The 26,610-nt window shown below is 73.1% G+C and carries 26 protein-coding genes; 11 read left to right on the forward strand and 15 right to left on the reverse strand.

All coding sequences use genetic code 11. The features are described from left to right. Positions 1-226: 226 nt before the first annotated feature. Positions 227-709 carry a pantetheine-phosphate adenylyltransferase gene (gene coaD, locus ACIA47_RS27935; RefSeq protein ID WP_030335289.1) on the reverse strand — a complete coding sequence of 161 codons (483 nt, stop codon included), beginning with the start codon at positions 707-709 and terminating at the stop codon, positions 227-229. Continuing rightward, entirely contained in the window at positions 706-1,269 is a 564-nt protein-coding gene (gene rsmD / locus ACIA47_RS27940; protein ID WP_396711358.1) for a 16S rRNA (guanine(966)-N(2))-methyltransferase RsmD, read from the reverse strand. Before rsmD ends, coaD begins: the two co-directional genes overlap by 4 nt. Positions 1,270-1,665: 396 nt before the next feature. On the opposite strand from rsmD, the gene ACIA47_RS27945 reads away from it, so the two are divergent. Continuing rightward, entirely contained in the window at positions 1,666-2,628 is a 963-nt protein-coding gene (locus ACIA47_RS27945; RefSeq protein WP_396711359.1) for an LPXTG cell wall anchor domain-containing protein, read from the forward strand. A gap of 75 nt (positions 2,629-2,703) precedes the next feature. On the opposite strand, the gene recG is transcribed toward ACIA47_RS27945, so the two are convergent. Next, positions 2,704-4,902, reverse strand: coding sequence for an ATP-dependent DNA helicase RecG (gene recG / locus ACIA47_RS27950; protein WP_396711360.1), 2,199 nt, complete (start codon positions 4,900-4,902; stop codon positions 2,704-2,706). Beyond that, positions 4,899-6,512 carry a DAK2 domain-containing protein gene (locus tag ACIA47_RS27955; protein ID WP_396711361.1) on the reverse strand — a complete coding sequence of 538 codons (1,614 nt, stop codon included), beginning with the start codon at positions 6,510-6,512 and terminating at the stop codon, positions 4,899-4,901. Before ACIA47_RS27955 ends, recG begins: the two co-directional genes overlap by 4 nt. Before the next feature lie 287 nt (positions 6,513-6,799). Here ACIA47_RS27955 and rpmB point away from each other — a divergent pair, with 287 nt between their 5' ends. Next, a complete protein-coding gene (gene rpmB / locus ACIA47_RS27960; RefSeq protein ID WP_011905179.1) occupies positions 6,800-6,991 on the forward strand; it encodes a 50S ribosomal protein L28 in 192 nt (63 codons plus the stop codon). Positions 6,992-7,184: 193 nt separating this feature from the next. Here the strand turns inward: rpmB and ACIA47_RS27965 are convergent, their stop codons facing one another. Both ACIA47_RS27965 and ACIA47_RS27970 read right to left on the reverse strand, forming a co-directional pair. Then, positions 7,185-7,646, reverse strand: coding sequence for a GNAT family N-acetyltransferase (locus ACIA47_RS27965; RefSeq protein WP_124861616.1), 462 nt, complete (start codon positions 7,644-7,646; stop codon positions 7,185-7,187). Positions 7,647-7,675: 29 nt separating this feature from the next. Then, positions 7,676-8,665 (reverse strand): thiamine-phosphate kinase, encoded by a 990-nt coding sequence (locus ACIA47_RS27970; RefSeq protein WP_396711362.1) that lies wholly within the window; start codon positions 8,663-8,665, stop codon positions 7,676-7,678. A gap of 96 nt (positions 8,666-8,761) precedes the next feature. Between ACIA47_RS27970 and ACIA47_RS27975 the strand changes: the two genes are divergently transcribed. Together ACIA47_RS27975 and ACIA47_RS27980 are read left to right on the forward strand one after the other, a co-directional pair. Further along, positions 8,762-8,995, forward strand: a complete 234-nt coding sequence (locus ACIA47_RS27975; RefSeq protein WP_030487446.1) for an Lrp/AsnC ligand binding domain-containing protein — start codon at positions 8,762-8,764, stop codon at positions 8,993-8,995. Positions 8,996-9,004: 9 nt separating this feature from the next. Then, on the forward strand, positions 9,005-9,688 hold the full coding sequence (locus ACIA47_RS27980; protein ID WP_396711363.1) for a DUF3515 family protein: 684 nt from the start codon (positions 9,005-9,007) through the stop codon (positions 9,686-9,688). Between the two features lie 54 nt (positions 9,689-9,742). On the opposite strand, the gene ACIA47_RS27985 is transcribed toward ACIA47_RS27980, so the two are convergent. Continuing rightward, the gene (locus ACIA47_RS27985) at positions 9,743-10,843 is read right to left on the reverse strand and encodes a D-alanine--D-alanine ligase family protein (protein WP_091393084.1); all 1,101 of its coding nucleotides are present in this window, start codon (positions 10,841-10,843) and stop codon (positions 9,743-9,745) included. 195 nt (positions 10,844-11,038) lie between these two features. Then, complete coding sequence (locus ACIA47_RS27990; protein WP_030335309.1) at positions 11,039-11,257, reverse strand: hypothetical protein; 219 nt, start codon at positions 11,255-11,257, stop codon at positions 11,039-11,041. 278 nt (positions 11,258-11,535) lie between these two features. On the opposite strand from ACIA47_RS27990, the gene ACIA47_RS27995 reads away from it, so the two are divergent. Further along, positions 11,536-12,381 (forward strand): helix-turn-helix transcriptional regulator, encoded by an 846-nt coding sequence (locus tag ACIA47_RS27995; protein WP_091393087.1) that lies wholly within the window; start codon positions 11,536-11,538, stop codon positions 12,379-12,381. A 5-nt stretch (positions 12,382-12,386) separates the two neighbouring features. Continuing rightward, positions 12,387-12,587: a DUF397 domain-containing protein gene (locus tag ACIA47_RS28000; protein WP_396711364.1), complete on the forward strand. Its 201-nt coding sequence runs from the start codon at positions 12,387-12,389 to the stop codon at positions 12,585-12,587. Positions 12,588-12,718: 131 nt separating this feature from the next. Here ACIA47_RS28000 and ACIA47_RS28005 read toward each other — a convergent pair whose 3' ends face one another. From ACIA47_RS28005 to ACIA47_RS28025, 5 genes are all read right to left on the reverse strand, one after another. Continuing rightward, positions 12,719-13,768: an ROK family protein gene (locus ACIA47_RS28005; RefSeq protein ID WP_396711366.1), complete on the reverse strand. Its 1,050-nt coding sequence runs from the start codon at positions 13,766-13,768 to the stop codon at positions 12,719-12,721. A gap of 222 nt (positions 13,769-13,990) precedes the next feature. Further along, entirely contained in the window at positions 13,991-14,779 is a 789-nt protein-coding gene (locus ACIA47_RS28010) for a putative protein N(5)-glutamine methyltransferase (RefSeq protein ID WP_396711367.1), read from the reverse strand. An 8-nt stretch (positions 14,780-14,787) separates the two neighbouring features. After that, positions 14,788-15,906, reverse strand: coding sequence for a cystathionine gamma-lyase (locus tag ACIA47_RS28015; RefSeq protein WP_396711368.1), 1,119 nt, complete (start codon positions 15,904-15,906; stop codon positions 14,788-14,790). 8 nt (positions 15,907-15,914) lie between these two features. Continuing rightward, positions 15,915-16,922, reverse strand: a complete 1,008-nt coding sequence (locus ACIA47_RS28020) for an NAD(P)H-dependent glycerol-3-phosphate dehydrogenase (protein ID WP_396711369.1) — start codon at positions 16,920-16,922, stop codon at positions 15,915-15,917. 67 nt (positions 16,923-16,989) lie between these two features. After that, positions 16,990-17,727 (reverse strand): lysophospholipid acyltransferase family protein, encoded by a 738-nt coding sequence (locus ACIA47_RS28025; protein ID WP_396711370.1) that lies wholly within the window; start codon positions 17,725-17,727, stop codon positions 16,990-16,992. Positions 17,728-17,855: 128 nt separating this feature from the next. Here ACIA47_RS28025 and cofC point away from each other — a divergent pair, with 128 nt between their 5' ends. From cofC to ACIA47_RS28050, 5 genes are all read left to right on the forward strand, one after another. Further along, positions 17,856-18,503, forward strand: a complete 648-nt coding sequence (cofC, locus tag ACIA47_RS28030) for a 2-phospho-L-lactate guanylyltransferase (protein ID WP_396711371.1) — start codon at positions 17,856-17,858, stop codon at positions 18,501-18,503. Positions 18,504-18,580: 77 nt separating this feature from the next. Continuing rightward, the gene (locus tag ACIA47_RS28035; RefSeq protein WP_030335323.1) at positions 18,581-18,778 is read left to right on the forward strand and encodes a cold-shock protein; all 198 of its coding nucleotides are present in this window, start codon (positions 18,581-18,583) and stop codon (positions 18,776-18,778) included. Between the two features lie 54 nt (positions 18,779-18,832). Next, entirely contained in the window at positions 18,833-21,196 is a 2,364-nt protein-coding gene (locus ACIA47_RS28040; protein WP_396711372.1) for an RNA degradosome polyphosphate kinase, read from the forward strand. A 24-nt stretch (positions 21,197-21,220) separates the two neighbouring features. Further along, positions 21,221-22,741 carry a CHAD domain-containing protein gene (locus tag ACIA47_RS28045; RefSeq protein WP_396711373.1) on the forward strand — a complete coding sequence of 507 codons (1,521 nt, stop codon included), beginning with the start codon at positions 21,221-21,223 and terminating at the stop codon, positions 22,739-22,741. Continuing rightward, a complete protein-coding gene (locus tag ACIA47_RS28050; protein WP_396711374.1) occupies positions 22,729-23,607 on the forward strand; it encodes an NUDIX domain-containing protein in 879 nt (292 codons plus the stop codon). The genes ACIA47_RS28045 and ACIA47_RS28050 overlap by 13 nt, the downstream gene beginning before the upstream one ends. Positions 23,608-23,635: 28 nt before the next feature. On the opposite strand, the gene ACIA47_RS28055 is transcribed toward ACIA47_RS28050, so the two are convergent. Together ACIA47_RS28055 and ACIA47_RS28060 are read right to left on the reverse strand one after the other, a co-directional pair. Beyond that, a complete protein-coding gene (locus ACIA47_RS28055) occupies positions 23,636-25,609 on the reverse strand; it encodes an endonuclease/exonuclease/phosphatase family protein (protein ID WP_396711375.1) in 1,974 nt (657 codons plus the stop codon). Between the two features lie 162 nt (positions 25,610-25,771). Continuing rightward, positions 25,772-26,440 (reverse strand): HU family DNA-binding protein, encoded by a 669-nt coding sequence (locus ACIA47_RS28060; RefSeq protein WP_396711376.1) that lies wholly within the window; start codon positions 26,438-26,440, stop codon positions 25,772-25,774. Positions 26,441-26,610 lie beyond the last annotated feature (170 nt).

The raw sequence follows: 26,610 nt of genomic DNA on the forward strand, positions 1-26,610 counted from the left end.
CTACGGCCGTTCCCCGCGCCACCAATCATGTCGTGCCGGCTCCACCGCCGCCCCACTCACCCCAACCCGGCGAGTCGCGACATAGTCACCCGCGCCTCCCCCGCGCCGTCACCCGCGCCTCCCCCGCGCCGATCTTGCACTTTCGGTCGTGCCGAATCGTGCCAAAAGGGGCTATCCGGGCACCGCAAGTGCAAGATCGCGGGGTGACGTGAGGGGTGGTGTCGGGTTAGCGGCGGGGGCCCAGGCGGGCCTGAAGGGCTTCGCGGACCGGGTCGGGGACGTGGGCGGAGATGTCGCCACCCCACTTGGCCACGTCCTTGACCAGACTCGACGAGAGGAACGAGTAGAGCGGGTTGGTCGGCATGAAAAGCGTCTCGACACCGGCCAGACCGATGTTCATCTGGGCCATCTGCAACTCGTAGTCGAAGTCGCTGACCGCCCGTAGGCCCTTGATCAGCACACTGGCCTGCTGGGCCCGGCAGAAGTCCACCAGCAGCCCTCGGAACGACTCAACCCGCACGTTGCCGTACGACGAGGTCACCTCGCGGAGCATCTCGATGCGCTCCTCGACGGTGAACAGGCCACTCTTCGACTGATTCACCAGCACACCGACGATCACCTCATCGAAGAGCCGACTGGCCCTCCCGATGATGTCGAGGTGTCCGTTGGTGACCGGGTCGAACGAACCGGGGCACACCGCACGTCTCATGATCGGCGACCGTACCAAAGGGTGGTCTCGCCGTAACGGCGACTGCGCTCGGCGGTGATCCCCTCCACCCAGTCGAACTCCCTGGTGCGGCGGGACCGCTCCACCACCACCAACGCGTCGGGCGCCAGCCAGCCGCCGTCGACCAGCGCGGTCAACAGCGCGGTGATCTCCTCGTCCGGCACGGCGTACGGCGGGTCGGCGAAGACCACGTCGTACGGCTCGCCGTCCGGCCCGGCGGCAAGTACCGTCGCCACCTTGCCGGTGACCAGACGGGCCGCCGGACCGGCACGGAGGGCCGCCACGTTCTCCCGGATCACCCGGGCCGCCCGCGGGTCGGACTCGACCAGTAACACGTGCCGAGCCCCCCGGGAGAGCGCCTCCAGGCCGACCGCGCCGGAGCCGGCGTACAGGTCGGCGAAGCGGGCGCCGTCGAGATCGACAGCGGCCTGGACGGCACTGAACAGCGCCTCCCGGACCCGGTCCGAGGTGGGTCGGGTGCCGGCGCCGGGCGGCGCGGCGATCCGCCGCCCACCGAGCGTCCCGGCCACGATCCGGGTCACCGCTTCCTCCTGCTCATGCCCGCGACGCTACGCGATGCGGCGCGGACCCGGTCAGCACGGCGCGGATCCGAGGAGCGGCCCGACCGGCGACGACGGGGAGCACCTGAGCAGCCTCGACGACGCGTATCCACCGTGGAGCCACGGCGGGCGGACCGTCCCCAGTGACCGGATCGGCACCTTGAGTACATCAAAGATCACGAATCGACTACATTGCCGGATGGCAATGATCTGAACTCCCCTCATTAACCACCCATCAGTACAGTCTCCCCCTGTCCCCGCTTTCGCTGCGGGAACACCACCGCGTCGCGCGACGCCCCGGTGAGCAGGTGACCCCCCCGGTCACGATGTCTCCCGGCCTCCCGCCACGCGATCCGTACCCCCTCACCAGGAGCAGGCGTGAACCCTCCCAAGTCTCCGTTCCGGCGCGTCGCGGCCATCGCCGCGGGCGCGTTGATCGGCATCGCCGGCGTCGGCGTCCTCGCGAGCCCCGCGAGTGCCCACCACCCCGAGCCCTCCGGCACCTACTGCCTGACCTCCGACGGCCAGGTCAAGGTGACCTGGACGGTCGGCAACAGCGAGAACATCGACGCGAAGATCACCAAGCTCGAGTCGACCGTCCCGGCCGACTTCACCGGCGGCCTGACGAAGGACGCCACTCTCCCGGCGAAGGGCGAGGGTTTCCTCACCGGCACCCAGGCCCACCGCTTCGACCAGAAGCGGCCGACGATCGAGCTGACCGTCGAGGCGCGGTGGGTGCGCTCCGACCGGATCGTGACCGAGGAGCGGACCGTGGCCGCCGAGCCGAAGGGCACCTGCGCGGCAGAGTCCACGCCCTCACCGAGCAGCCCGACGCCGACCGCCACTCCGCCGGCGACCCCCACCCCGACCCCGACTGTCGCCTCTCCGTCGCCGAGCCAGCCTCCGACCCAGAGCCCGACCCCGACTGCCACCCCGGCTCCGGCGGAGCCGGTGGGCTCGGTCGAGTCGACCTGCGACAAGCTCACCTTCACGATCGAGAACCCGGCCGACGGTGAGACCGTCACGCTCACCCTGACCCCGAACAAGGGCGAGGTGAAGACGCTGGTCGTGAAGCCGGGCGAGACCGGTTCCGTCTCCTTCGACGCGACCGAGGGTCTCGTCGTCACGCCGGCCGCCGAGGGCCTTGACGACACCGCACCGATCGCCTGGGAGCAGCCGGCCGACTGCGCCCCGGGTCAGGGTGGCGGTAAGGACGAGCCGGCTCTGCCGCTGACCGGTGCTGCCACCGGCGGCATCATCGCGGGCGCCGTGGTGCTGCTCGCGGCCGGTGCCGCCCTGTTCGTGGTGGCCCGTCGTCGTCGGGTTCGCTTCACCGCCTGAACCAACCCGCTCTGACAGCTGAGGGCGCGTCGACCACCCGGTCGGCGCGCCCTCAGCCATTGATGGCCTGCGTGGTCAGCCCTTTTCCAGGTACTCCGCGCGGTCCTCGTCCACCAGTGCGGCCACCGAGGCGGCCAGTGCCGGGCTGCGGGCAAGCTCCGGGTCGTCCTCGATCAGGGTGATCGCCTCGGCGCGGGCGTCGCGGATCAGGTCGGCGTCGCGTCGCAGGGACAGCAACCGCAGGTGCGAACGATGACCGGACTGGGTGGCACCCAGCACGTCGCCCTCGCGGCGTTGCTCCAGATCCAGTTCGGCGAGCTTGAAACCGTCGCTCGTGGACGCCACCGCGTCCAACCGTTCCCGCGCCGACGAACCCTCGGCCGCCTCGCTGACCAGCAGGCAGAGCCCTGCGGCGGCACCCCGACCGACCCGGCCCCGCAGCTGGTGCAGCTGGGAGACGCCGAACCGGTCGGCGTCCAGCACGATCATCACGGTGGCGTTCGGCACGTCCACGCCAACCTCGATCACTGTCGTCGCCACCAGCACGTCCAGGTGACCGGCCGCGAAGGCACGCATCACCGCGTCCTTCTCGTCGGCCGGCAGTCGACCGTGCAGCACCCCGATCCGCAGGCCGTGCAGCGGGCCCTCGGCCAGCAGCGGAGCCACCTCGGTGACCGCCAGCGGTGGCCGACGGCCGTTGTCGTCCTCGGGTGGCGGTTCCTCGTCGCTGGTCGGCCCGTCACCGATTCGCGGGCACACCACGTACGCCTGGTGGCCGGCGGTCACCTCCTCGCGCAGCCGACGCCAGGCCCGATCCAGATAGGCCGGCTTCTCGGCGGCCGGCACCACGTGCGAGGCGATCGGCGACCGCCCCCGGGGCAGCTGGGAGAGCGTGGAGACCTCCAGGTCGCCGTAGACGGTCATCGCCACCGTGCGCGGGATCGGGGTGGCCGTCATCACCAGCACGTGCGGCGGCTGGTCGGCCTTGGCCCGCAGGGCGTCGCGCTGCTCCACGCCGAAGCGGTGCTGCTCGTCGACCACCACCAGCCCGAGGTCGGCGAAGTCGACCCCCTCGTAGAGCAGGGCGTGGGTGCCGAGCACGATGCCGGCGGCACCGCTGGCCACCTCGCCGAGCGCTCGGCGGCGGGCCGCCGCGCCCAGCGAGCCGGTAATCAGCTCGACCCGGGTCGCGTGCTCGGCGGAGCCCAGCTCACCGGCCCGCCCGAGCGGCCCGAGCAGGTCGAGCATGCCGCGGTGGTGCTGGGCGGCCAGCACCTCGGTGGGCGCCAGCAGCGCGGCCTGCCCGCCCGCGTCGACCACCTGGAGCATCGCCCGTAGCGCCACCACCGTCTTGCCCGAGCCCACCTCGCCCTGCAACAAACGGTGCATGGGGTGTGGGGCGGCCAGGTCCGCCGCGATCTCCACGCCCACGTCACGCTGACCGGCCGTCAGCTCGTACGGGAGTCGGGCGTCGAAGGCCTCCAACAGCCCGCCCGGGCGGGCGGGGCGGGGCCGGGCCGGCCAGTCGGCCGCCCGGTGCTTGCGCTGCACCAGGGTCACCTGAACGGCGAAGGCCTCGTCCCACTTGAGGCGCCGCCGCGCCTGGTGCAGCGCCTCCTTGCTGGACGGCCGGTGGATCTCGGTCAGCGCGGCACCGAGCCCGACCAGCTTGCGGCTGGCCCGCACGGCACTCGGCAGTGGATCGTCCGGCGGGGTGAACGTGTCCAGTACGACGCGCACGCAGCGCGCGATCACCCAGGTCGGCACGGCCGCGGCGGCCGGGTAGACGGGGATCAGCGCCCCGGCGAACTCCTCGATGTCGTCGCTGACCGCTGCCTCACCGTCGCCACCCTCGCCGAGCAGGACGTACTCCGGGCCGTTGAGCTGCCGTTTGCCCCGGAACTCGGTGACCTTTCCGGCGAACAGGCCCCACCGGCCGGGGCGCAGCTCCCGCTCGCGCCACGCCTGGTTGCCGAAGAAGGTCAACGTCAGCACCCCGCCGGAGCCGTCGCCGACGGTCACCTCCAGCAGGTTGCCCCGCCGCTGACGCATCGGGCGCACCGCTGTGCGCTGCACCTGGGCCAGCACGGTGACCTGCTCGCCGACGTCCAGTGAGCGGATGTCGGTGTGTTCACCACGCTCGTCGTAGCGACGCGGGAAGTGGTAGACCAGGTCACCAGCGGTGTGCAGGTCGAGGTGCGAGGCCAGCGCCTTGGCTGTCTTGTCCCCGACCAGCTTCTTCAGCGGAGTGTCAACAGTGGCTGGTTCGCTCATTCGATCCCTACCAGGAGCGGATAAAACGGCTGGCCGCCCGGGTACGCGTGCACCTCGACGAACGGCCAGCGTCGCGCGACGTGCGCGCGGACGGCATCGGTGAGCCCGGCCGGAGCATCCACCCCGGCCAGCAGTGTGACCATCTCGCCGCCACCACCGAGCATCCGGTCGACCACGGCCGCGCAGGTGTCGGTGAGGTCGGTGCCGATCAGGTGCACCTCCCCCTCCACAAGCGCCAGCACGTCACCGGGACGACACGGGCCGGCCACGGTCAGCGCCTCCCGGCTGGCATGGCAGACCTCGGCGTAACGGCAGGCGCCGGCCGCCTCGGCCATCGCGATGACGTCGTCCTCGAAACGGCGGTCACCGTCGCGGACCGCGAGGGCTGCGAGGGCCTGCACCGGCGAGCGGGTCGGCACCACGCTCACCTTGATGCCGTACCGATGGGCCTCGCGGGCGGCCGCGCTCGCCACCGCCTCGGTGTTGGCGTCGTTGGGCAGCACCACCACCCGGGCCGCACCGGTGCTGCGGACGGCGTCCAGCAACTCACCAGTGGACGGGTTGCCCGGCACGACGGTCGCGCCCTCCGCGGCGAACAGGTCGGCGATGCCGCCGCCGGTGGCCACCACCACCGCGGCCCGGCCGGCCACCACCGGGCCGGAGGGCGACTCCGACTGGTCGGCGAAACGGGTCACCGAGATGCGGTACGGGCGGCCGGCGGCGACACCGGCCTCGACCGCCGCGCCCACGTCGTTGACGTGCACGTGCACGTTCCAGGTGCCTTCCGGCTCACGCCCGTCGCCGACGACGACCAGCGAATCTCCCAGGGCGTCGAGCGCCCGCCGCAGCCCGGCGACGGCCTCGGCTGGGGCGTCGAGCAGGAACTGCACCTCGTACGCGTATTCATCCGAACCGGTCTCGCGGGCGACGGTGGCCGCCGGGCGGGCGGAGCGCGGCGTCGGCGCGGGCCGGGCCGTGCGCTCCCCGGTCAGCACCTCGACCAGGGCGTCGAGCAGCACGCAGAGCCCTCGACCACCGGCGTCGACCACGCCCGCGCGGGCCAGCGCCGGCAACTGTTCCGGGGTGCGGGCGAGCGCCTCGGCCGCCGCCCGGGCCGCGACGCCCGCCACCGTCGGCAGGTCGTCGCTGTCCGCGCCCTCGGCCGCGGCGGCGGCCGCCGCGACCACGGTGAGCACTGTGCCCTCGACCGGCCTGGAGACCGCGGTGTACGCGGCGGCGGTGCCGGAGCGCAGCGCGGCGGCCATCTCGCGGCCACGCACCGCCGGCACCCCGGCGACCTGGTCGGCGAAACCACGCAGGATCTGCGAAAGGATCACCCCGGAGTTGCCCCGCGCGCCGAGCAGCGCGCCCTGGGCCATCAGCCGCAGCGCGTGCCCGTGCGCTGTCGGCCCGCTGTCGGGGAGAGTGTCCAGATCCATGGCGAGCGCCTGCTGCGCCGAGGTGAGGGTGAGCACAAGGTTGGTGCCGGTGTCGCCGTCGGGCACCGGATAGACGTTGAGCTGGTCGATCTCGCCCTGGTGGCGCTTCAGTGCGGCCAGGCCGCTCGCGCACCAGCGGCGGACCGCGGCGGCGTCGAGGGTGTCCAGCACGGGCAGAAGCCTACTGGCGCACACCGACACCCGTCGGACTCGTCCGGCGTGTCCTCGCCGGCCCGGGCCGGCGCTGGCCGCGGCGGGGAGGAGCGCCTCCGGTACCCTTGCCGCCGGGCCGGCCCGCCTTTGGGCGGACGGGCCCACGACCAGGCGTGAGCCGGGGCACGGGCGAGCGCCGGACCGGGCCGGTTGGCCGGGTCGGCGAGTCATCGGGTAACCTGACCAGGTTGCCCGGGCAGCACCTGCCGGCGACCTCATGAACGTATCAATCCCAGGAGTATCCCGTGGCTAGCGTGTGCGACGTCTGTGGCAAGGGACCGGGCTTCGGCCACAACGTGTCCCACTCGCACCGGCGGACCAACCGCCGCTGGAACCCGAACATCCAGTCGGTGCGTACCCCGGCCGGTGGCGGCAACACCAAGAAGTTGAAGGTCTGCACCTCGTGCATCAAGGCCGGCAAGGTCACCCGCGCCTGACGCGGTAGCACCCACCTTTTCGTTCGGCTCAGCCGGCGGACCCCGAGGGTCCGTCGGCTCTGTCGTGTGCCCGGGCAGGCGCCGCACACCGGCCCGCCGGGGCCTGGCAGACCGGCCGGGCGGGGCCCGGCACACCGGCCCGCCGGGGCCTGGCACACCGGCCGGGCGGGGCCCGGCAGGCCCGGCGCGCAGGTCAGAGGGTGCGACCGAAGGAGACGCAGCCCTCCGCGTCCTTGTAGAAGCCGAAGTTCGGGATTCGCTCGTACCCGGCGGAGCCGTACATGGCGATCGCCTCGGGCTGCTTGTCGCCGCATTCCAGGACCACCCGCTTGCGGCCCTGCTCGCGCGCGGAGCGCTCGACGGCCGCCAGCACCGCGCGGGCCACCCCCCGCCCCCGTGCCGCCGGGGCCGTGTACATCCGCTTCAGCTCCGCGGTGTCCGCGCCGTGGCTGCGCCAGCCACCGCAACCGACCGGCTCACCGGCCAGGTAGGCCACCAGGAACGCGCCATCGGGCGGCTCGAACTCGGCCGCGTCCACCGGGGTGTCGTCGCCGGTGCCGCCGTAGCGGGCACCGAGGTCGGCCAGTGCGGCGTGGATCAGGTGCTGCGCCACCGGTGCGTCGAACCGCACCGCCCGGATCTCGATCTCACTCACGGTGTCCAGGGTACGGCCGCGCGCGGGCCTCACCGGAAGTGGTCCCAGCCGGTCGGGCCGTCGTAGGCGACGCCGTCGACAGTCACGCCGGCACCGTCGGTAACCAGGCCGATCGGCCGCCAGCCCGACGGCAGCACCACCGCCGGGGGGAAGGTCGCGGCCAGCGCGTGGTCGTCGCCACCGGCGAGGATCCAGGTGTACGGGTCGACGCCGAGCGCCTGCGCCGCGTCGGCCATCTGCCGGGGCACGTCGAACCCGTCGCGGCGTACGTCGATAGCCACCCCGCTGGCCGCCGAGACGTGCCCGAGGTCGGCGAGGAGCCCGTCCGACACGTCGATCATGGAGGTGGCGCCGAGTTGGGCGGCTTGCGGGCCGGCCTGGTAGGGCACCTGCGGCCGCCGGTACGCCTCGACCAACAGCCGGGGGGTACGGAAGCCCCGGGTCAGCACGGTCAGCCCGGCCGCCGCGAACCCGGTGCGCCCGGCCAGGGCGAGCACGTCCCCCGGTCGGGCGCCCGAGCGCAGCACGGGCGGACGGCCTGCCAGGTCGCCCAGCGCGGTGACCGCGACGGTCAGGGTGGGACTTGCCGACATGTCCCCGCCGACGACGCTCGCGCCGACCGTCGCCGCCTCCGCGGAGAGCCCGTCGGCCAGTTCCTCCGCCCAGGCGGTGTCCAGGTCCCCCGGCATGCAGAGAGCGACCAGCAGGGCGGTCGGCGTGGCACCCATCGCCGCGATGTCCGCCAGGTTGGCGGCTGCCGCCCGGTGCCCGACGTCACGGGCTGAGGACCAGTCCCGTCGGAAGTGCCGCCCGTCGACCAGCACGTCGGTGCAGGCCGCCACCCGGCCGTCCGGCGCGGCCACCACCGCCGCGTCGTCGCCCGGGCCGAGCAGGGTCGTCGGTCCGTACGACAGCCGGGCGGTGATCTTCCCGATCAGCCCGAACTCCCCGATCCCGGACACCCCGACGCCACCGCGGGCGTTCCGCCCGGGCTGCCCGGCTCCGCCGTGCTCGCTCACCGCTGCTCCTTGACCACCGATAGGGATCAGACCTGGTCCGTAAGGTAGTTTCACCCTTCGGGCCGCTCCCGGGCGGCGACGGACGGAGGTCGAGTCGTGGTACAGGCGTACATCCTCATCCAGACCGAGGTAGGCCGCGCACGTGACGTGGCGGGTCTCATCGCGGACATCCCCGGCGTGGTACGCGTCGACGCCGTCACCGGGCCGTACGACGTGGTCGTCCTCACCGAGGCGAACACCGTCGACGAACTCGGCAAACTCATCGTCAGCAAGGTGCAGATGGTGCCGGGCATCACTCGCACCCTCACGTGTTCGGTGGTGCGGCTGTAAGTGGACGAGATGACGACCTCCTCCTCGGCTCTGGACGACGACGGGGCGCGCGACGCGGCCGACGGGACGTCCGAGCCGGCTGACGGTAACCGCGAGTCGACCGATCCCGCCGCCGCCGCGCCGGCCGGCCGCGATCGGACCATGCGTGGCGCGGCCCTGCTGGCCACGTTGATCGCGCTGCCGATCACGCTGCTGGTGGCCGTGCTGGCCTTCAGCAAGCTCAGCCCGGACGCGCCGGCCGCCGCGCCGACGCCCTCCGCGACCACCGCCCGGGTGCAGTCCACCACCCCGGTGGAGATGGCCGCCCCGGCGCTGGCCGCCCGCCCGGCCACGGTCTGCCGGGCCCTGCTCTCCCAGCTTCCGGCGAGCATCCGCGACCTGGCCCAGCGGCCGGTCACCGCCGGCCCGGAGCAGAACGCCGCCTACGGCGACCCCGCGCTCACCGTGGCCTGCGGCGGCACCGAGCCGGCCTTCCCCAGCACCGACGAGGTCTGGACGGTCAACCGGGTCTGCTGGCACCTGGCCGAGCAGGCCGACGCGGCGGTCCTCTCCACTGTCGACCGGGAGACGCTGATCACCGTGCGCATCCCGCGCTCGTACGAGCAGCCGTTGCAGTGGTTGCCGACGATCTCCAGCACGATCGTGGCGAGCGTGCCCTCCGGCGGCGCGATCCCGTCCGGCTGCCAGCGCTGAACTCGAACCGACTCCGCTCGCGCCGGCCGACCGGCGCGAGCGGAGTCGGACGGCTCAGTGCAGGCCGACGCCGCGCCGCTGGGCGGTACGGATCAGCCTGTTGACCAGCTTCGGGTACTCCAGACCGGAGGCCGCCCACATCCGCGGGAACATCGACGTCGGGGTGAAGCCGGGCATCGTGTTGATCTCGTTGAGGTAGACGTCCAGTTCGGGAGTGACGAAGAAGTCGGCCCGGGCCAGACCGGCGCAGTCCAGCGCGGTGAACGCGCGGACGGCGTACTCCTGCACCTGGCGGGTCACCTTCTCCGGCAGGTTGGCCGGAATGTCGTACTCGCAGGAGTCGTCGAGGTACTTCGCCTCGAAGTCGTAGAAGTCGTGGTCGGCGACGACCCGTACCTCGGCCAGCACGGACGCCTCGGGCGTGCCGCCGGCCTCGCCCTCCAGCACACCGCACTCGATCTCGCGGCCGACGATCGCGGCCTCGATGATGACCTTCGGGTCGAACTGCCGGGCGGCGGCGACCGCCGCGTCCAGCTCAGCCCAGTCGGTGACCTTGCTGACGCCGAACGACGACCCGGCCCGGGACGGCTTGACGAAGACCGGCAGGCCGAGCCGCTCCTTGTCCTGCTCGCTGAGCGTCATGCCGTTGCGCAGCACGGCGTACGTGCCGACCGGGATGCCCTCGACGGCACAGAGCTTCTTGGTGAACTCCTTGTCCATGGCGGCCGCGGAGGCGAACACGTTCGCCCCGACGTAGGGGATGCCGGCCATCTCCAGCATTCCCTGGATGGTGCCGTCCTCGCCGTAGGTGCCGTGCAGCACCGGGAAGACCACGTCCACGTCGGCCAGCGCCCGGGGGCCCTCGGTCGGGTCGAGCACCATCAGTCCGTTGCCGGTGGGGTCGGCGCGCAGCACGATGTCGTCGCCCGAGTCGGCGGTGATCTCCGGCAGCTGACGGGCGTTGATCGCGAGCTGGGCGGGGTCTCCGTTGGTCAGCACCCACTGGCCGGCCCGGGTGATGCCCACCGGCACCACCTCGAACTCGTCCGGGTCGAGTGCGCCGAACACACTGCCGGCGCTGACGCAGGAGATGCCGTGCTCCGGGCTGCGGCCGCCGAAGACGATCGCCACGCGGGTCTTGCCTGGGGTGGTCACTCCGGTCACCTCTTCGTACGCGACTGCGGCTGGTCGTGCTCGCCGGTGGCGCTCACCCGGTTGACCTTACTGTGCGTGGCCACGGGGCGAGGCGATACCCGGCGAGCCACGGCACGACACGGCAAACGGTCAGGAGAGGATATACGGTGCGTAACCGGGTGGTAGCGGTGTCACGGAGCGCTGACCTGGGGCTCGTCAGTCCCGGGAGTGCCGGCGGCCGACCGCGATCACCTTCACCCGCTGCCGACCGGCCCGCACCATGCCCAGCGCCATGAACGCTCCGGCGATGCGGTCGGCGGCCTCCCGGCTGCTGGCGCCGACGACCTGCCGGCGCCGTTCCGGCGCGACCCGCTCGTTGCGGTTGACGCCCTCGACGGGGCGCACGTCGGTGAGCACCACGAGGAAGCGGGTCATCGCACGCCGCCCGAGGGTACGGCGGGGGGCTCCGGGCGGGTTCGCACGTCGTCTCCTTCCGGCAGGCCGGGATGGAGGGGCGGCACGCGACGATCGGGTACGGGGGAGAAACCCGATCGCCGCGCGCCCCATCCCCTCCGGTCGCTCACCACCACCGTCGCCACGACAACCGGCGGTGAGGACGCCATCACAGATTGACACGTGTATAGGCGTGAATGCAACTCCCATCGGCGTTCTCTCATGCAGACGTTCCCGCAAATGTATGCGACCATCGATGCATGGCTCCGAAGACCGCCCGCGCCCGCCGGCTCGGCATCGCCCTGCGCCACCACCGGGAAGCCGCCGGGCTGACGCTGGAGACCGCGGCGGATGAGATCAACAGCACCCGCAGCACCCTCTCCCGCTACGAGAACGCCCAGACCCTGATCAGCCCGGCCACCGTGCGCGCCCTGCTCACGTCGTACGGGGTGAGTGCCGAGGAGGTGGCCGCCGCGGTGCAGCTCGCCAAGGACGCCCGCAAGCCCGGCTGGTGGGTGTCGTACTCCTACCTGCTGGATCCGCGCACCATCGACTTCATCGCGCTGGAGGCCGAGGCGACCGCCATCGCCAACTTCGAGCCCTCGGTGGTGCCCGGCCTGTTGCAGACCGCTGACTACATCCGAGGCGTGATGCGCGGCGGGCCGCACACCCTCGGCGACGACCTGGTGGAGCAGCGGGTCAAGATCCGGCTCGACCGACAACAGCGGCTCACCGCCGACCAGCCGCCCATCCTCGACGCGATCATCGACGAGGGCGCGCTGCTACGGCCGGTCGGTGACCAGTCGGTGATGAACGGGCAACTACGGCACCTGGTCAAGATGGCCGAGTTGCCGAACATCAGCGTCCAGGTGATCCCGCTCTCCGCCGGCTACCACCGGGGCACCCGGGGTTCCCTGCACATCCTCGAGTTCGCCGACCCGGAGGACCCGATCATCGCGTCGGTGGAGACCGTTGCGGGTCAGATGATCCTCGACCGCGCCGGCGAGACGCGTACCTGCACCAAGATCATGGAGCATCTCCGAAGCGTGGCGCTCAGCCCGGCGGACAGCCGCGAGATGCTCCTGTCAGTCCTGAAGGGACGGTAGGACCGATGACTCCGATGATCACAGCGGCCTTGGCCGCGGCGCCGTGGCGCAAGAGCAGCCGCAGCGGCGACGAAGGCGCCTGCGTGGAGGTGGCCGTGATCCCGCGGCTCGTTGCCGTGCGCGACTCCAAGGACCCGGCCGGCCCGGCCCTGCTGTTCCCAACGGCGGCCTGGGCCGCCTTCGCCCAGGCGCCACCGCAACGCTGACCAGAGGTGCCGAGCCGGTGCGGGCCGAGGCCCGCACCGGCTCAGACAACCAGCGGGCGGGACTCCGGAACAACCCCCGCACCGGCTCAGGCAACCAGCGGGCGGGACTCCGGAACAACCCCCGCACCGGCTCAGGCAACCAGCGGGCGGGACTCCGGAACGGCGCGTAGCGCCTCCAGCGCGGCGATCGCGACGCCTCGGGCACCGGCCATGTCGCGATCCGGCACGAGGGCGAAGGTGGCCACCGCCGCCTGCTCCTCGCGGAGCACGGTGTGCTCTCGGACCGTCGCCAGGAACCAGTCGCGGAACTCCGGTGCCGCCTCCACCACCCCGCCTCCGACGAAGTACGCGTGCGGGTCGGTGAAGTTCGCAGCGACGGTGAACAGCCGCCCCAGCGCCATCGCCTGCTGGGTGAAGAGGTCCCGCGCGAGGGCGTCCTCACGCTCGCCGTACCCCCGGACCAGCTTGGCCGCCCGGGCCACCGGCTCGGCGGCGAGCGGGTGGTCGGGGTACCGGGTCAGCCAGTACGGCAGCAGGTTGCGTTCGATGCCGGTCAGCGAGGCGACGCTCTCGACATCTCCGGTGAAGCCGCAGGCGCAGGTGGGTTCCGGCTGACCCGGGCCGAGCAGCCCGCTCAGCGGGATGTGCACGTGGCCCAACTCCCCCGCCATCCCGGCCGCGCCGGCGATCACCCGACCGCTCTCGACCACACCGCCGCCGAGGCCGGTGCCGACGATCGCGGACACCGACGAGCGGTTCATCGCGTCGGCGCCGAAGTAGACGTGGTGGGCGTAGAGCGCGGCCGCGTTGCCGTCGTTGTGATAGATCACCGGCAGGCCGAGCCGTCGCTCCAGCGCCCCTCGCACGTCGAAGCCGCGCCAGGCCGGCTGGGAGAAGTTGGTGGAGCCTCGCGACGAGATGACGCCCTCGGCGCTGGCCGGGCCGGGAGTGTCCAGTCCGACCGCCTGGACCAGGTCACGCGGCACGCCGGTCTGCGCCAGGGCGCCGTCCAGCGCCTGGGCCAACGCCTCGATCGCCGCCTCCGGCCCGGCCCGCACCTCGCTGGGGATCTCCAACAGCCCGTCCACCAGGAAGCGGCCGTCCACCGTCAGCACGGTGGCGTTGTTGCTGGTGCCGCCGTTGTCCAGCCCGACGACCACAGGCACCCCTGCGCTGCCCACCGAAACCGCCTCCCGCCGTCATGAGTGTGAGCCGAGGCTAGTGCCAAGCCCTCTCCCCCGCCATGCCCGGCCCGCCCCACCACCCTCACCCCGACCGAGAACCGGATCCGCGACAGCCCCTCCTGTGTCGATCATGGAGTTGTGGTGGCGAACAAATAACACGAGGTGGCACCAACCGGGCACCACAACTCCATGATCGACCCGGGTGGGGGTGAGGGTGGGTCAGTCGGGGCGGCGGGCGGTTATCGCCGTGGCGTCCAGGTCTTCGTCGTGGTGGACGGTTGGCACCAGGCCGGCTGCTTGGAATGCCTCGCAGAGGGCTACTACCTGGGTGGTGCCGGCCTCGACCACCAGGTGGCCGCCGGGGGTCAGCCACCCGGCGGCGTCGGCACCGACCCGGCGCAACACGGAGAGCCCGTCCGGGCCGCCGTCGAGCGCCACCGGGGCCTCGTGCAGCCGCGCCTCCGGCGGCATCAGCGCGACCGCGTCGGTCGGCACGTACGGGGCGTTGGCGACCACCAGGTCCAGCCGACCCCGCCACTGCCGGGGCAGCGGCGCGAAGAGGTCGCCCTCGTACACCTCGACGTCCAACCCGACGACGTTGCGGCGCGCACACGCCACGGCCGCCGGGTCGATGTCGGCGGCGGCGAGCCAGCGCGGCGCGAGCCGGTGCGCCAGCGCGACGGTGGTGGCCCCGGAGCCGCAGCACAGGTCGACCACGGCCGGGGCCGCGCCGGTCAGTTCGGCCGCCACCTCGACCAGCAGAGCGGTCCGGGCCCGGGGCACGAAGACGCCCTCGTCGACGGCTATCCGCAGGCCGCAGAACTCCGCCCAGCCGAGCAGGTACTCCAACGGTTCGCCGGCCACCCGACGGTCGGTCAGGTCGGCCAACGCCGCCGGGCTGCGCGCGGCGGCCAGCAGCAGCTCGGCCTCGTCCTCGGCGTAGACGCAACCGGCGGCCCGCAACCGACCCACCAGGGCGGCCCGGTCGCTCGGGGAAGGAAGCGCCATGGGAGACGTCAGACCGGTCCCGCCACATCCAACGCGGCGGCGATGTCGGCCACCAGGTCCGCGGTGTCCTCCGCGCCGCAGGAGAGCCGGACGAAGCCGGGAGCGGTGTCGTCGCCCCACTGCGCCCGCCGGTCCGCTGTGGTGTGCAGGCCACCGAAGGAGGTCGCCGCCACCACCAGCCGGGCGGCCTCGACGAACCGGCCCACCCGGTCGGCGTCGCCCAGGTCGAACGAGAGCACCCCCGGTATCCGGCGCATCTGCGCCGAGGCCACCGCGTACGCCGGGTCGTCCGGCCGCCCCGGCCACCGCAGGCCGGTCACGTCCGACCGGCCGGCGAGCAGGTCGACGACCGCGCCGGCGTTCGCGCTCTGCCGCGCCAGCCGCAGGTCGAGAGTGGCCAGTGACCGGTGGGCCAGCCAGGCGTCGAACGCGCCCGGAACCGCCCCGGTGGTGGTACGCCAGGTCGTCACCGCGTCGATCAGCTCGGCGGACCGGCCGGCCAGGTAGCCCAGCAGCAGGTCGGAGTGGCCGGTGAGCGCCTTCGTGCCGGAGGCGACCACCAGGTCGGCACCGAGATCCAGCGGACGCTGTCCGAGCGGGGTGGCAGTGGTGTTGTCCACAGCGAGGAGCGCGCCGGCGGCGTGCGCCCGCTCGGCCAGGGCCGCCACGTCGACCACGTCGAGGCCCGGGTTGGCGGGCGTCTCCACCAGCACCAGCCGGACGCCCTCGAACGACGGGTACGGCCCGACGGTCGGCACGAACAGCACCCGGACGCCGATCGCCTCCAGCACATCGGTGGCGAACGCCCGGACCGGGAAGTATCCGTCGGTGGGGAGCACCACCGTGTCCCCTGGCCGCAGCAGGGTGAGCAGCAGGCCGGTGATGGCCGCCTGACCGGTAGCGAAGACCCGGCAGTCACCGCCCTCCAGCTCGCCCACCGCCGCCTCCAGCAGCCGGCGGGTCGGGTTGTCGGGGCGGCCGTAGCCGTTGGGCGACGTGCCCTGACCCGCAAAGGGGTCGAGGTGGTACGGCGCGGCGAAGACCGGCCCGGGTAGGAACGGGTCCCCCGGTGCCGGCTCGGGCAGGCCAGCACGTACGCAGCGGGTGCCGTCTCCCCACTCGCTCATCGGGTTCCTCACTCGTACGACTCAGGTTTGGCGGTGCGGCTCATCAGGGTCTCCACGGCGAGACGCGGGTCCATCCCCTCGTGGCAGATCCGCTCGACGTGCTCGGTGATCGGCATCTCCACGCCGTGCGCCCGGGCCAGGTCGCGGATCGCCAGGCAGCTCTTCACGCCCTCGGCGGTCTGCCGGGTGGCGGCCTGGGCCTGCTCCAGCGTCTCGCCCCGGCCCAGGTGCTCCCCGAAGGTGCGGTTGCGGGCCAGCGGGGACGAGCAGGACGCGACCAGGTCGCCCATGCCGGCGAGGCCGGCGAAGGTGATCGGGTCCGCGCCGAGCGCCACGCCCAGTCGGGCCGTCTCGGCCAGCCCACGGGTCATCAGCATGGCCCGGGTGTTGTCGCCGAAACCCATCGCGGTGGCGATGCCGTACGACAGGGCGATCACGTTCTTGACCGCCCCGCCCAGCTCACAGCCGATCACGTCGTCGTTGGTGTAGGGGCGCAGGTACGGCGTCCGGATCGACGCCTGGACGAGCGTGGCGCGGGCGCTGTTCGTCCCGGCGACCACTGTCGCGGCGGGCTGCTCGGCGGCGATCTCCGGGGCCAGGTTCGGGCCGGACACGACGACCACCCGGTCCGCGGCGACCCCGGCGGTCTCGACGATGACCTCGCTCATCCGCTTGGTGGTGCCCAGCTCGATGCCCTTCATCAGCGACACCAGGGTGGAATCCGGATGCAGGTGCCCGGCCCATTCGGCGAGGTTGCCGCGCAGGGTCTGCGACGGCACGGCCAGCACCACCACCTCGGCGCCGGTGATCGCCTCGGCGGCGTCGGCGGTGGCGGTGACGCGGGCCGGGAGCAGCAGGTCGGGCAGGTACTCCGGATTGCGGCGCTCGGTCCGGATGCTCTCGGCGACCGGCGCCCGGCGGGCCCACACCGTCACGTCCCGCCCCGCGTCCGCGAGGATCTTGGCGAACGCGGTGCCCCAGGAACCGGCACCGAGCACCGCGACGTGACCGCTCATGCCACCGCTCCGCTTCGCTTCGCGGCGGCCTGGACGGCACCGCTGCCGAGCCCGACGATTCGCTCGCTCATGCCGCTTCGTCCCGCTGCTCGCTGCTGACGGAGGACCCGGCCGGTCGCTCCCACAGTGGCGGTGGGGTACCGCCACGGATCTCGGCGAGCATGTCCCGCAGCCGCAACATGATGGTGTCCGTCATCTCCTCGAGGGTGGCCCGGGTCGGCTGGGCGTCCGCCCACCCGCTCAGGTCGATCGGCTCCCCGGCGGCAACGGTCACCGGGATCCGGGGGCGCAGGCTGACACGGGTCGTCCGCGGGTCGAAGATCCGTTCCGGCCCCCACATCACCACCGGTACGACAGGGGCGCCGGTGGCCAGGGCCAGCCGGGCCGCACCGGTCTTGGCCTTCATCGGCCAGAGCTCCGGCTGTCGCGTGGTGGTGCCCTCAGGGTAGATCACGACCGCGCCGCCCTCGTCGAGCGCGGCGACCAGTGCGTCCAGCGAGCGGACGGCGTCCACGCTGCCCCGCTCGACCGGGATCTGCCGGCACCGGCGCAGGATCCAGCCGACCACCGGCACCCGGAACACGCTGGCCTTGCCCAGGTACTGCGGCCAGCGCCCGGAGTCGTAGATGAAGTGCGCGGACACCAGCGGGTCGGCGTGGGAGATGTGGTTCGCCACGATGATCACGCCGCCGTCACGGCCGAGATGCTCCTGACCACGCCAGGTACGCCGGGTCCAGACGGTCATCACCGGCTTCACCAGCCACACGGCGAACCGTTGCCAGAACCCCAGCCTCCGCCGTGTCACTGTGCCTCCTCGTCGCGCCCCAACCCCGCCGCGAAATCGCGCCCGCGACACCCGCAGCGGAAATCATGCCTGCTCGCCCCCGGTACGGCCAGTGAGGGTCCCGTCGTCCGGCTGGCAGGATTGCGGGCGTGAGTCAGCCGAGGTGGGCCGTGGTGGTGCCGGTGAAGCGGCTGGCCGCGGCCAAGAGCCGGCTGCGGGGCGCGCTGCCCGGCGTACCGCATGAGGAGTTGGCGCTAGCCCTGGCGGCCGACACGCTCCGCGCGGTGCTGGCCTGCCCGGCGGTCGCCGAGGCCCTGGTGGTGACCGACGACGCTCGGGTGGCGGCGGCGGCGCGGGCGGCCGGCGCGCGGGTGCTGCCGGATCAGCCGAACGCCGGTCTGAACGCCGCGTTCCGGCACGGGGCGGCCGGGGCCGCCGCCGGGTGGGTGGCCGGGATCACCGCGGATCTGCCGGCGCTGCGCCCCGCGGAGTTGGCCGGCGCGCTGCTCGCGGCGCAGAACGGTCGACCCGGGGTACGCCGGTTCCTGCCGGACGCACCCGGCGGGGGCACGGTGCTGCTCACCGCCGGGCCGGGCGTGCCCCTGGATCCGCGTTTCGGGGTGGGCTCGGCGGTCGCGCACGCGGCGAGCGGTGCACTGCCGCTCGACGGCGACTGGCCCAGCCTGCGCCGGGACGTGGACACCGCCGCGGACCTGGCCGCCGCCGCCCGGCTCGGGCTGGGGCCCCGCACGGCCGCGCTGGTGGCTGCCGGCCGCCCCGCCCGCGCCGCTGGCTGAGCCTGCCCCGCCCGCGCCGGTGGCTGAGCCTGCCCCGCCCGCGCCGGTGGCTGAACCCCCGGGTGTACGGTGCGAGCATGCAGGGCACGGTGGCCAGCTACGACGCGGCGACGCGCAGCGGTGTTCTGCTGCTCGACGACGGCACCGAGATGCGCTTCCCCGCCCGGGCCTTCGACGCCTCCGGGCTGCGGCTTCTCCGGCTCGGCCAGCGGGTTCGCATCGACACCGATCCCGACGGCGAGGTCGTCCGGGTGACATTGCCGACGATGATCTGAGCCGGCGAGCTCAAGTTCATTTTGCGTTTACCGTAATCGGGTGATTATGAGCGGGTGAGCACCCCTCGCGAGCAACCCGCCCGCCCGCCCGCCACCGACCTCCGCAACGGCTCCCGCGCGCGCGGCACCGATGGGCGCTTCCGCCCGTCCCGCGCCGAGCGTGCCGGTGCCGCCCGCGCCGACACGCTCGCCGACGATCCCGGCGCCGCCTCCTCCGGGCTGGACGAGGTCATCGACCCCGCCCCGAAGATCGCAGCGGACGGCCCGGCTGCCGGTGACGTCCACCAGGTCCTGCCCGACGACCTGCCGACCGGCGCCGCACCGGAGGACGACGACGAGCCGCCGGCGGCCCCGCCGCTGCCGGAGGACCGGTTCCTCAACCGGGAGTTGTCCTGGCTCGACTTCAACGCCCGGGTGCTCACCCTGGCCGAGGACCAGCGCACCCCGCTGCTGGAACGGGCCAAGTTCCTGGCCATCTTCGCCAGCAATCTCGACGAGTTCTACATGGTCCGCATCGCCGGGCTGAAGCGGCGGCTCTCCGCCGGCCTGCCGGTACGCGGCGGGGACCGGCTGCCCCTGCGTACCCAGTTGGAGCTGATCGCCGAGCGGACCGCCGCACTGGGCGCTCGGCACGCCGCCTGCTTCGTCGACGACGTGCTGCCCAAGCTGGCCGACGAGGGCATCCGCATCCTGCGCTGGGGCGAGCTGGGCGACGGCGAACGGGAGCGGCTGCGCACCTACTTCCGGGAGCACATCTTCCCGGTGCTGACCCCGCTCGCGGTGGACCCGGCGCACCCGTTCCCGTACATCTCGGGGCGGTCGCTGAACCTGGCGGTGGCGGTTCGTGACCCGGACGGCGGGTCCGAGCTGTTCGCCCGGGTGAAGGTGCCCAACAACGTGCCCCGCTTCGTCCGGGTGGACCGGGACCAGCCGGGCGTCCGGATGCTGCCGGTGGAGGACCTCATCTCGGTGCACCTGGGTCAGCTGTTCAGTGGCATGCAGGTGGTCGAGTGCCACCTGTTCCGGGTCACCCGCAACGCCGAGGTGGAGGTCGACGAGGACCGCGACGAGGACCTGCTCCAGGCCCTGGAGCGGGAGCTGGCCCGGAGGCGGTTCGGTCCCCCGGTCCGGCTGGAGGTCGCCGCGTCGATCTCCGACCACATGTTGGAGCTGCTCGTCCGCGAGCTGGACATGGACGACCAGGACGTGCTGCGGGCGCCCGGCCTGCTGGACCTGTCCGCGCTGTGGCAGGTCTACGGCGAGGCGGACCGGCCGGACCTGAAGGACCCGCCGTTCGTGCCGGCCACCCATCCCCGGCTCGCCGAGGGCGAGGTGCCGCGCAGCGTCTTCTCCACCCTGCGCGACGGGGACATCCTGGTGCACCACCCGTACCACTCGTTCGCCACCAGCGTGCAGCGCTTCATCGAGCAGGCCGCCGCCGACCCGAACGTGCTGGCCATCAAGCAGACCCTCTACCGGACCAGCGGCGATTCCCCGATCGTCGACGCGCTCGTCGACGCGGCCGCCGCCGGCAAGCAGGTGGTGGTGCTGGTGGAGGTGAAGGCCCGCTTCGACGAGGTGGCCAACATCGGTTGGGCCCGCACGCTGGAACGCGCCGGCTGCCACGTGGTGTACGGCCTGGTCGGCTTGAAGACGCACTGCAAGACCGCGCTGGTGGTCCGGCAGGAGGGCAACCAGATCCGTCGCTACTGCCATATCGGCACCGGCAACTACCACCCGAAGACGGCCCGACTGTACGAGGACTTCGGCATGCTCACCGCCGACCCGGAGGTCGGCGCCGACCTCACCGACCTGTTCAACGTGCTCACCGGGTACAGCCGGCAGACCGCGTTCCGGCGGTTGCTGGTCGCACCGCAGGGCATCCGCAGCGGGCTCATCGAGCGGATCGAGCGGGAGATCTCGCACGTCCGCCTGGGCATGCCCGGCCTGGTCCAGTTCAAGGTCAACTCGCTGGTCGACGAGGGGGTGACCGACGCGCTGTACCGCGCCTCCCAGGCCGGCGTCCACGTCGACCTGCTCATCCGGGGCATGTGCACGCTGCGCCCCGGGGTGCCGGGGTTGTCGGAGAACATCCGGGTCCGCTCGATCCTCGGCCGGTTCCTGGAACACTCCCGGGTCTTCCGGTTCGGCAACAACGGTGAGGCCGAGTTCTGGATGGGCTCGGCCGACCTCATGCACCGCAACCTGGACCGCCGGGTGGAGGCGCTGGTGCAGGTGAGCGACCCGATCGCCCGCGCCGAGCTGGACCACGTGCTCACCGCCGCAATGAGCCCCGAAGTGGACGCGTTCGAGCTGGCCGGCGACGGCACCTGGACCCGGCGCACCGGCGGTGACAACGGCGCCCGGGCCCATCTGCAGGAACTGCTGCTGCGCCGCGTCGGTGGCACGGCCAGCTGACCGCGCAGCGCATAGGCTGAGCTGATGGTCGAGGAGGAGCAGAAGTACGAGGTGGACGACGCCTACGTGCTACCGGACCTGGCCGGGACGGCCCCGACCGGCGGCCGGGTCCGGGCACTGCCACCGGTGACGCTTGTCGCCCGCTACCTCGACACCGTCGACCTGCGGCTGGCCCGGGCGGGCGCCTCGCTGCGCCACCGCCGGGGCGACGAGCTGCCCTGGACGGTGAAACTGCCGACCGGGACGCCGGGCGTCCGGCACGAGATATCCCGTCCCGCGCCGAAGGGGCAGCCGCCACCGGAGCTGGTGGAGTTGGTCACCGTGCTGCACCGGGGGGCGCCGCTGGTCCCGGTGACGGTGGTCCGGACGGTGCGGCACGCGTACGAGGTGTGTGACCGGGCCGGCGCGGTGCTCGTCGAGGTGGTGGACGACCGGGTGACAGTGCTCGACGACGGCGGCAGCACCACCGACACGTTCCGCGAGCTGGAGGTGGAGCTCAAGTCTGGCGACCGGAAACTGCTCGACCGGGTCGGCGGGGTGCTGCGCGAGGCTGGCGCCCAGGCCGGGTCGTTCACGCCGAAGCACGTACGGGCGTTGGGTGCGACGGCGCAGGCCGATCCGGACCTGGTCGCGCCGGCCGGGCTGACCGCCGAGCCGAGCGCCGGTGACGTGGTGACCGAGGCGCTACGCAAGGAGATCCGCCGGCTGTTGGCGCACGACCCGCTGGTCCGGCTGCGCGCCCCGGCCGCCGGTGGCGACACCGCCGTGCACCAGATGCGGGTGGCCTGCCGACGCCTGCGCAGTGATCTGCGCACCTTCAAACCGTTGCTGCGAAAGACCTGGTCCGGCCCGCTGCGCACCGAGCTGCGCTGGTTGGCCGACGTGCTCGGCGCAGCCCGCGACGCCGAGGTGCTGCGCGCGCGGCTGCGCCGTACCGCCGACGCCGATCCGCTGAGCCCGCTCGACCGGGGCGCGGTGGACCTGCTCGACGAGGTGCTCGCCGAACGGCAGCGGCAGGCGCTCACCGCGATCGACGAGATGCTGCGCTCCGCGCGCTACCTGGCCCTGGTGGACTCCCTGGTGCTGGCCGCCCGCGCGCCCCGGTTCACCGGCCGGGCGGCAGCGCCCGCCGCGCAGGCGCTCCCCGCGCTGGTGGCCCGCCCCTGGCGGCGGTTGGCCGGGCCGGACGGCGTCGGCGGGCTCGACGCGCAGTCGCCGGACGACCGCTGGCACGCCGTCCGCAAGGAGGGCAAGCAGGCACGGTACGCGGTCAACGCGGTGGCCCCGACGGTCGGCAAGGGCGCACGGCGGCTGTCCCGCGCACTCGCCCGGGTGCAGGACGTGCTCGGCGAGCACCAGGACGCGGCGGTGGCGGCGGACACCTGGTTGGAGATCGCCGCCGAGCGGCCGGACGACCACGAGCTGGCGGTCACCGCCGGGCGGCTGGCCGAGCGGGAACGCCTGTCGGTACGCCGGACGCGGGGTCTCCTGCCGGCTGCCTGGCACCGGGCCACCCGGCGACGGCGCACCAGTTGGCTGCCGTGACGGGCATCCGGGCGGCGGGCGGGGTGGCCTGGCGGCCGACCGACGACGGCGTACGCGTCTGCGTGGTGCACCGCCCCCGTTACGGCGACTGGACGCTGCCGAAGGGCAAGCTGGAGCCGGGCGAGCACGCGCTGGCCGCGGCGGTGCGTGAGGTGGCCGAGGAGGCCGACGTGCGGGGCGTGCCGCAGGTGCGGCTGCCGTCGGCGCGGTACCGCAGCGAGGGGCAACCCAAGCTGGTCGACTACTGGTCGATGCTCGCGGTGGCCAGCGGCGGTTTCCAACCGGACACCGAGGTGGACGACATCCGCTGGCTCGCGGTGGACGACGCGATCCGGTTGGTCAGCTACCCGCACGACGCCGAGGTGTTGGCGGCGTTCGCCGCGCTGCCGTCGGTGACGGCGACGGTCGCGCTGGTTCGGCACGCGCACGCCGGCAAGCGGGCCACCTGGTCCGGCCCGGACGTCGGACGGCCCCTGGACGCCGAGGGGTGGGCCCAGGCGAGCACGCTGGCCGAGCTGATCGCCCTGATCCGACCGGCCCGACTGGTCTCGGCGTCGCCACGACGGTGCGTGCAGACACTCGACCCGGCCGCCGCGTTGCTCGACCTGCCGATCGAGGTCTGCGGCGACCTGGACGAACCACAACCGGGCCAGCAGAGCGACGAGCAGATCCTGGCCACCGCCGCCCGACTGCTGGAGCTGGCCGGCACCGGTGGGCAGTCGGCGGTGTGCAGCCAGGGCAAGGTCCTGCCGGGGGCCCTGGAGCGGCTGACCGGCCGCACCGATGAGGACTTCACCACCCCGAAGGGCGGCGGGTGGCTGCTCGCCTTCGCCGCCGACCGGCTGCTCGCCGCCGACCGCCTGTAGGACCCGCGTTCGCACGGGCCCGGCTTGGTCAGCGGGGCGGCAGGGTCACTGTGACCGCGACCGGCAGGTGGTCGCTGGCCGTGCTGCGCGGCGCGACCGGATCGCCGGGGGTCAGGCCGGGCGAGACGAAGATGTGGTCGATCTGCTGGCGCGGGTCGTCCGCCGGGCTGGTCGCCAGTGGTCGGGCGGCGGCCAACGCGTCGACCAGGCCGGCCTTGGTGAACTCCGCGAACGCAGCGTCGCCCGGCTCGGTGTTCAGGTCACCCGCCACCACCAACGGCCGACCCGCCGCGTACCGGGTGGCGAAGTCGGCGACCGCGCGGGCCTGGACCACCGGGCCCTTGCCGGGCGGCGGTTGCAGGTGGGTGCTGACCACGGCGGTACGGACACCGTCGCCGAGGTCCAGCGTGACGGCGAGGGCCTGCGCTCCGGTGGGCGCGCCGACGGCGGCCAGCGGCAGGGTCCGCGGATCGCGTACCGGCCAACGACTGAGCACCGCGTCACCCCAGACCGGATCGGCGGCCGGCCCGAAGACGTACGGCATACCGAGCCGCTCTGACAACAGGTCCAGGGTGTCGTGCCCGCCGTTGAGCAGCCACGCCCGGTCCACCTCGCTGAGCAGCACCACGTCGGGCCGTTGCCGGTCGACGACCTGGGCGAGGCCGGTCAGGTCGAACCGGCCGTCCAGCCCGAACCCCATCCGGATGTTGTATGCCACCACGGTCAGCCGTTCCGGTGGGCCCTCCCGGTTGCTGGCCACCGGCACCTCGTCGGCGAGCACCGGTGCCAGCAGGGCCAGCGCGATGACCGCAGCGGCGGCCCGGAGCGGCGGAAACAGCCCGGGAAGCCGGTGGACGACGGGGCGGGCGGTGAAGGCCACGGCGGCGATCAGCACGGCCACCACCACCGGCACCGCCGCGTTGGGGTAGCCGAGGTCGTAGGCCGAGTAGTACGCGACGGCCCCCAGCGCGAAGACGAGCATCCCGGCGGCGGCCGCGTACCCCCGCCGGGAGGCACCGGTGCCGGCGCTCGCGGTGTCGCTGGCAGGCTGGCTGGCGTCATCGGTCAGCGCGAGGCAGGCGCCGAGACCGACCGCGGCGAGCAGGATGGCTGGCAGGAGCAGGTCGCCCCGGTCGAGGGCGAACAGCACCGCGCCGGCGAGCAGCGCCACCGGTCCGTACGCTCGGCCCCACCCGCGAGGTGGCCGGATCAACGCGGCGCACAGGAACCCGGCGACCGCCACCGGCACCGGCGCCAGGCCGAACAGCGGCGAACGAGCCACCCCGTCCCCGGCGACCAGGTACGACATCCCGGTTCGGGCCAGCGCAGGAGAGAGCGCCACCATTCCGGCCAGCAGCAGCGCCGGCCCGGCCAGCAGCCAGGCCCGGCCACCACCAGGGCCGGCAGGGGCGTCAGCGGGGCCGGCAGGGGCGTCAGCGGGGCCGGCAGGGGCGTCAACGGGGCCAGTGAGGGCGTCACCTGCACCGCCGCGCTTGCCGGGTTGCGCCGTGCCGGCCAGGAACACCGCCACCGCGACGGCGCTGAGCAGCCAGGCCACCCAGTCCCCCCGCCAGACCAGGTCGACGGTGTCCAGCACCGCGTGCAGGGCCGCGTTGACAGCGAACCCCAACGCCAGCCCCGGGACCGGGCGGTCGGTGTCGGCGGCGACGCCGACCAGCCAGACCAGCCCGGCGAGCAACCCGGCGGTGGCCAACCAGAGTTGCGTACGCCCGCCCGGGGCGGCGGTGAGCGCGAGCCGGGCGACGGCGAGCGCGACAGCGGCCACGACAGTGACCGGGCGGGCTCCGACCCGGCGGACCACGGCGGGTGCCCCCATCGCGAGCACGAACCAGCCGAGGGCGAACGCCCCCATCAGCTCGGCGGGGGTGGACGCCGCCTGACCGAAGATGGTGATGATGCCGGGCAGCCAGACCCGCAGCACGTCGATGAGGAGGAGCACGCCCAGCGCGAGCGTGCCGGTGGTGAGCTGGCGGTAGCGCACCGGCGCCCCATTTCCCGTCGGCGGGCCGGCCCAGGGGTGGCCGGCACGGCGATTCTGCGCGAGCGAGCCAACCCGGTCAACGGTCCCCGTACGCCGAAAAGCCGTCCCGGTACGCCGAAAGGGCGCCCACCCACGGGTGGACGCCCTTTCGGTACGGGTCGGTCAGCGCTTGCTGGCCGCCTTCTTGGCCGGAGCCTTCTTCGCCGGCGCCTTCTTGGCCGCCGTGCTCTTGCTCGCCGCCGCGGTGGTCTTCTTCGCCGCGGTCGACCGGGTCGCGGCGGTGGTCTTCTTCGCCGCGGTGGTCTTCTTGCTGGCGGCCGTCTTGGCCGCCGTGGTGGTCTTGCTCGCCTTGGCCGGGGCGGTCTTCTTGCTGGCGGCCGTCTTGGCCGCCGTGGTGGTCTTGCTCGCCTTGGCCGGGGCGGTCTTCTTGCTGGCCGCCTTCGCCGTGGTCGCCTTGGTGCCCGCCGCCTTCGCGGTGGCCGCCTTTGTGCCCGCCGCCTTGGCCGTGGCGGTGCTGGTGGTGGCCTTCTTCGTCGCCACCGTGGCCTTCGGCACCTTGCCGCTGGCCACCATCTCCTTGAACCCGGCGCCGGGGCGGAAGGTCGGGACTGACGTCTTCTTTACCTTCACCGCCTCGCCGGTACGCGGGTTGCGCGCTGTTCGCGCGCCACGCACACGCTTTTCGAATGCTCCGAATCCGGTGATCGCCACCTTCTCGCCCTTGGTGACCGCCGCCTGGACCTCGGTGAGAACCGCGTCGAGCGCGGCCGTCGCCATCTTCCGGTCCCCCAGGCGAACGGCGAGCGCCTCGATGAGCTCGGCCTTGTTCACGACTTCCTCCCGATTGTGCAACTGACTCGTCGCGAGCCATTCTGCGCGCACGGTATGCCCTGTGCTGCCGGGACACAAACATTCGGTAGAAAAAAGCCCTTGTGTCGTAACGGATTCACCCCCACCGGATGGCCCGATGGGGGTGAAATCCGCTGTGCGAGCGGCCTAAC

The organism is Micromonospora sp. NPDC051227 (genome assembly GCF_044455385.1).
In the GTDB taxonomy this organism is placed as follows: domain Bacteria; phylum Actinomycetota; class Actinomycetes; order Mycobacteriales; family Micromonosporaceae; genus Micromonospora.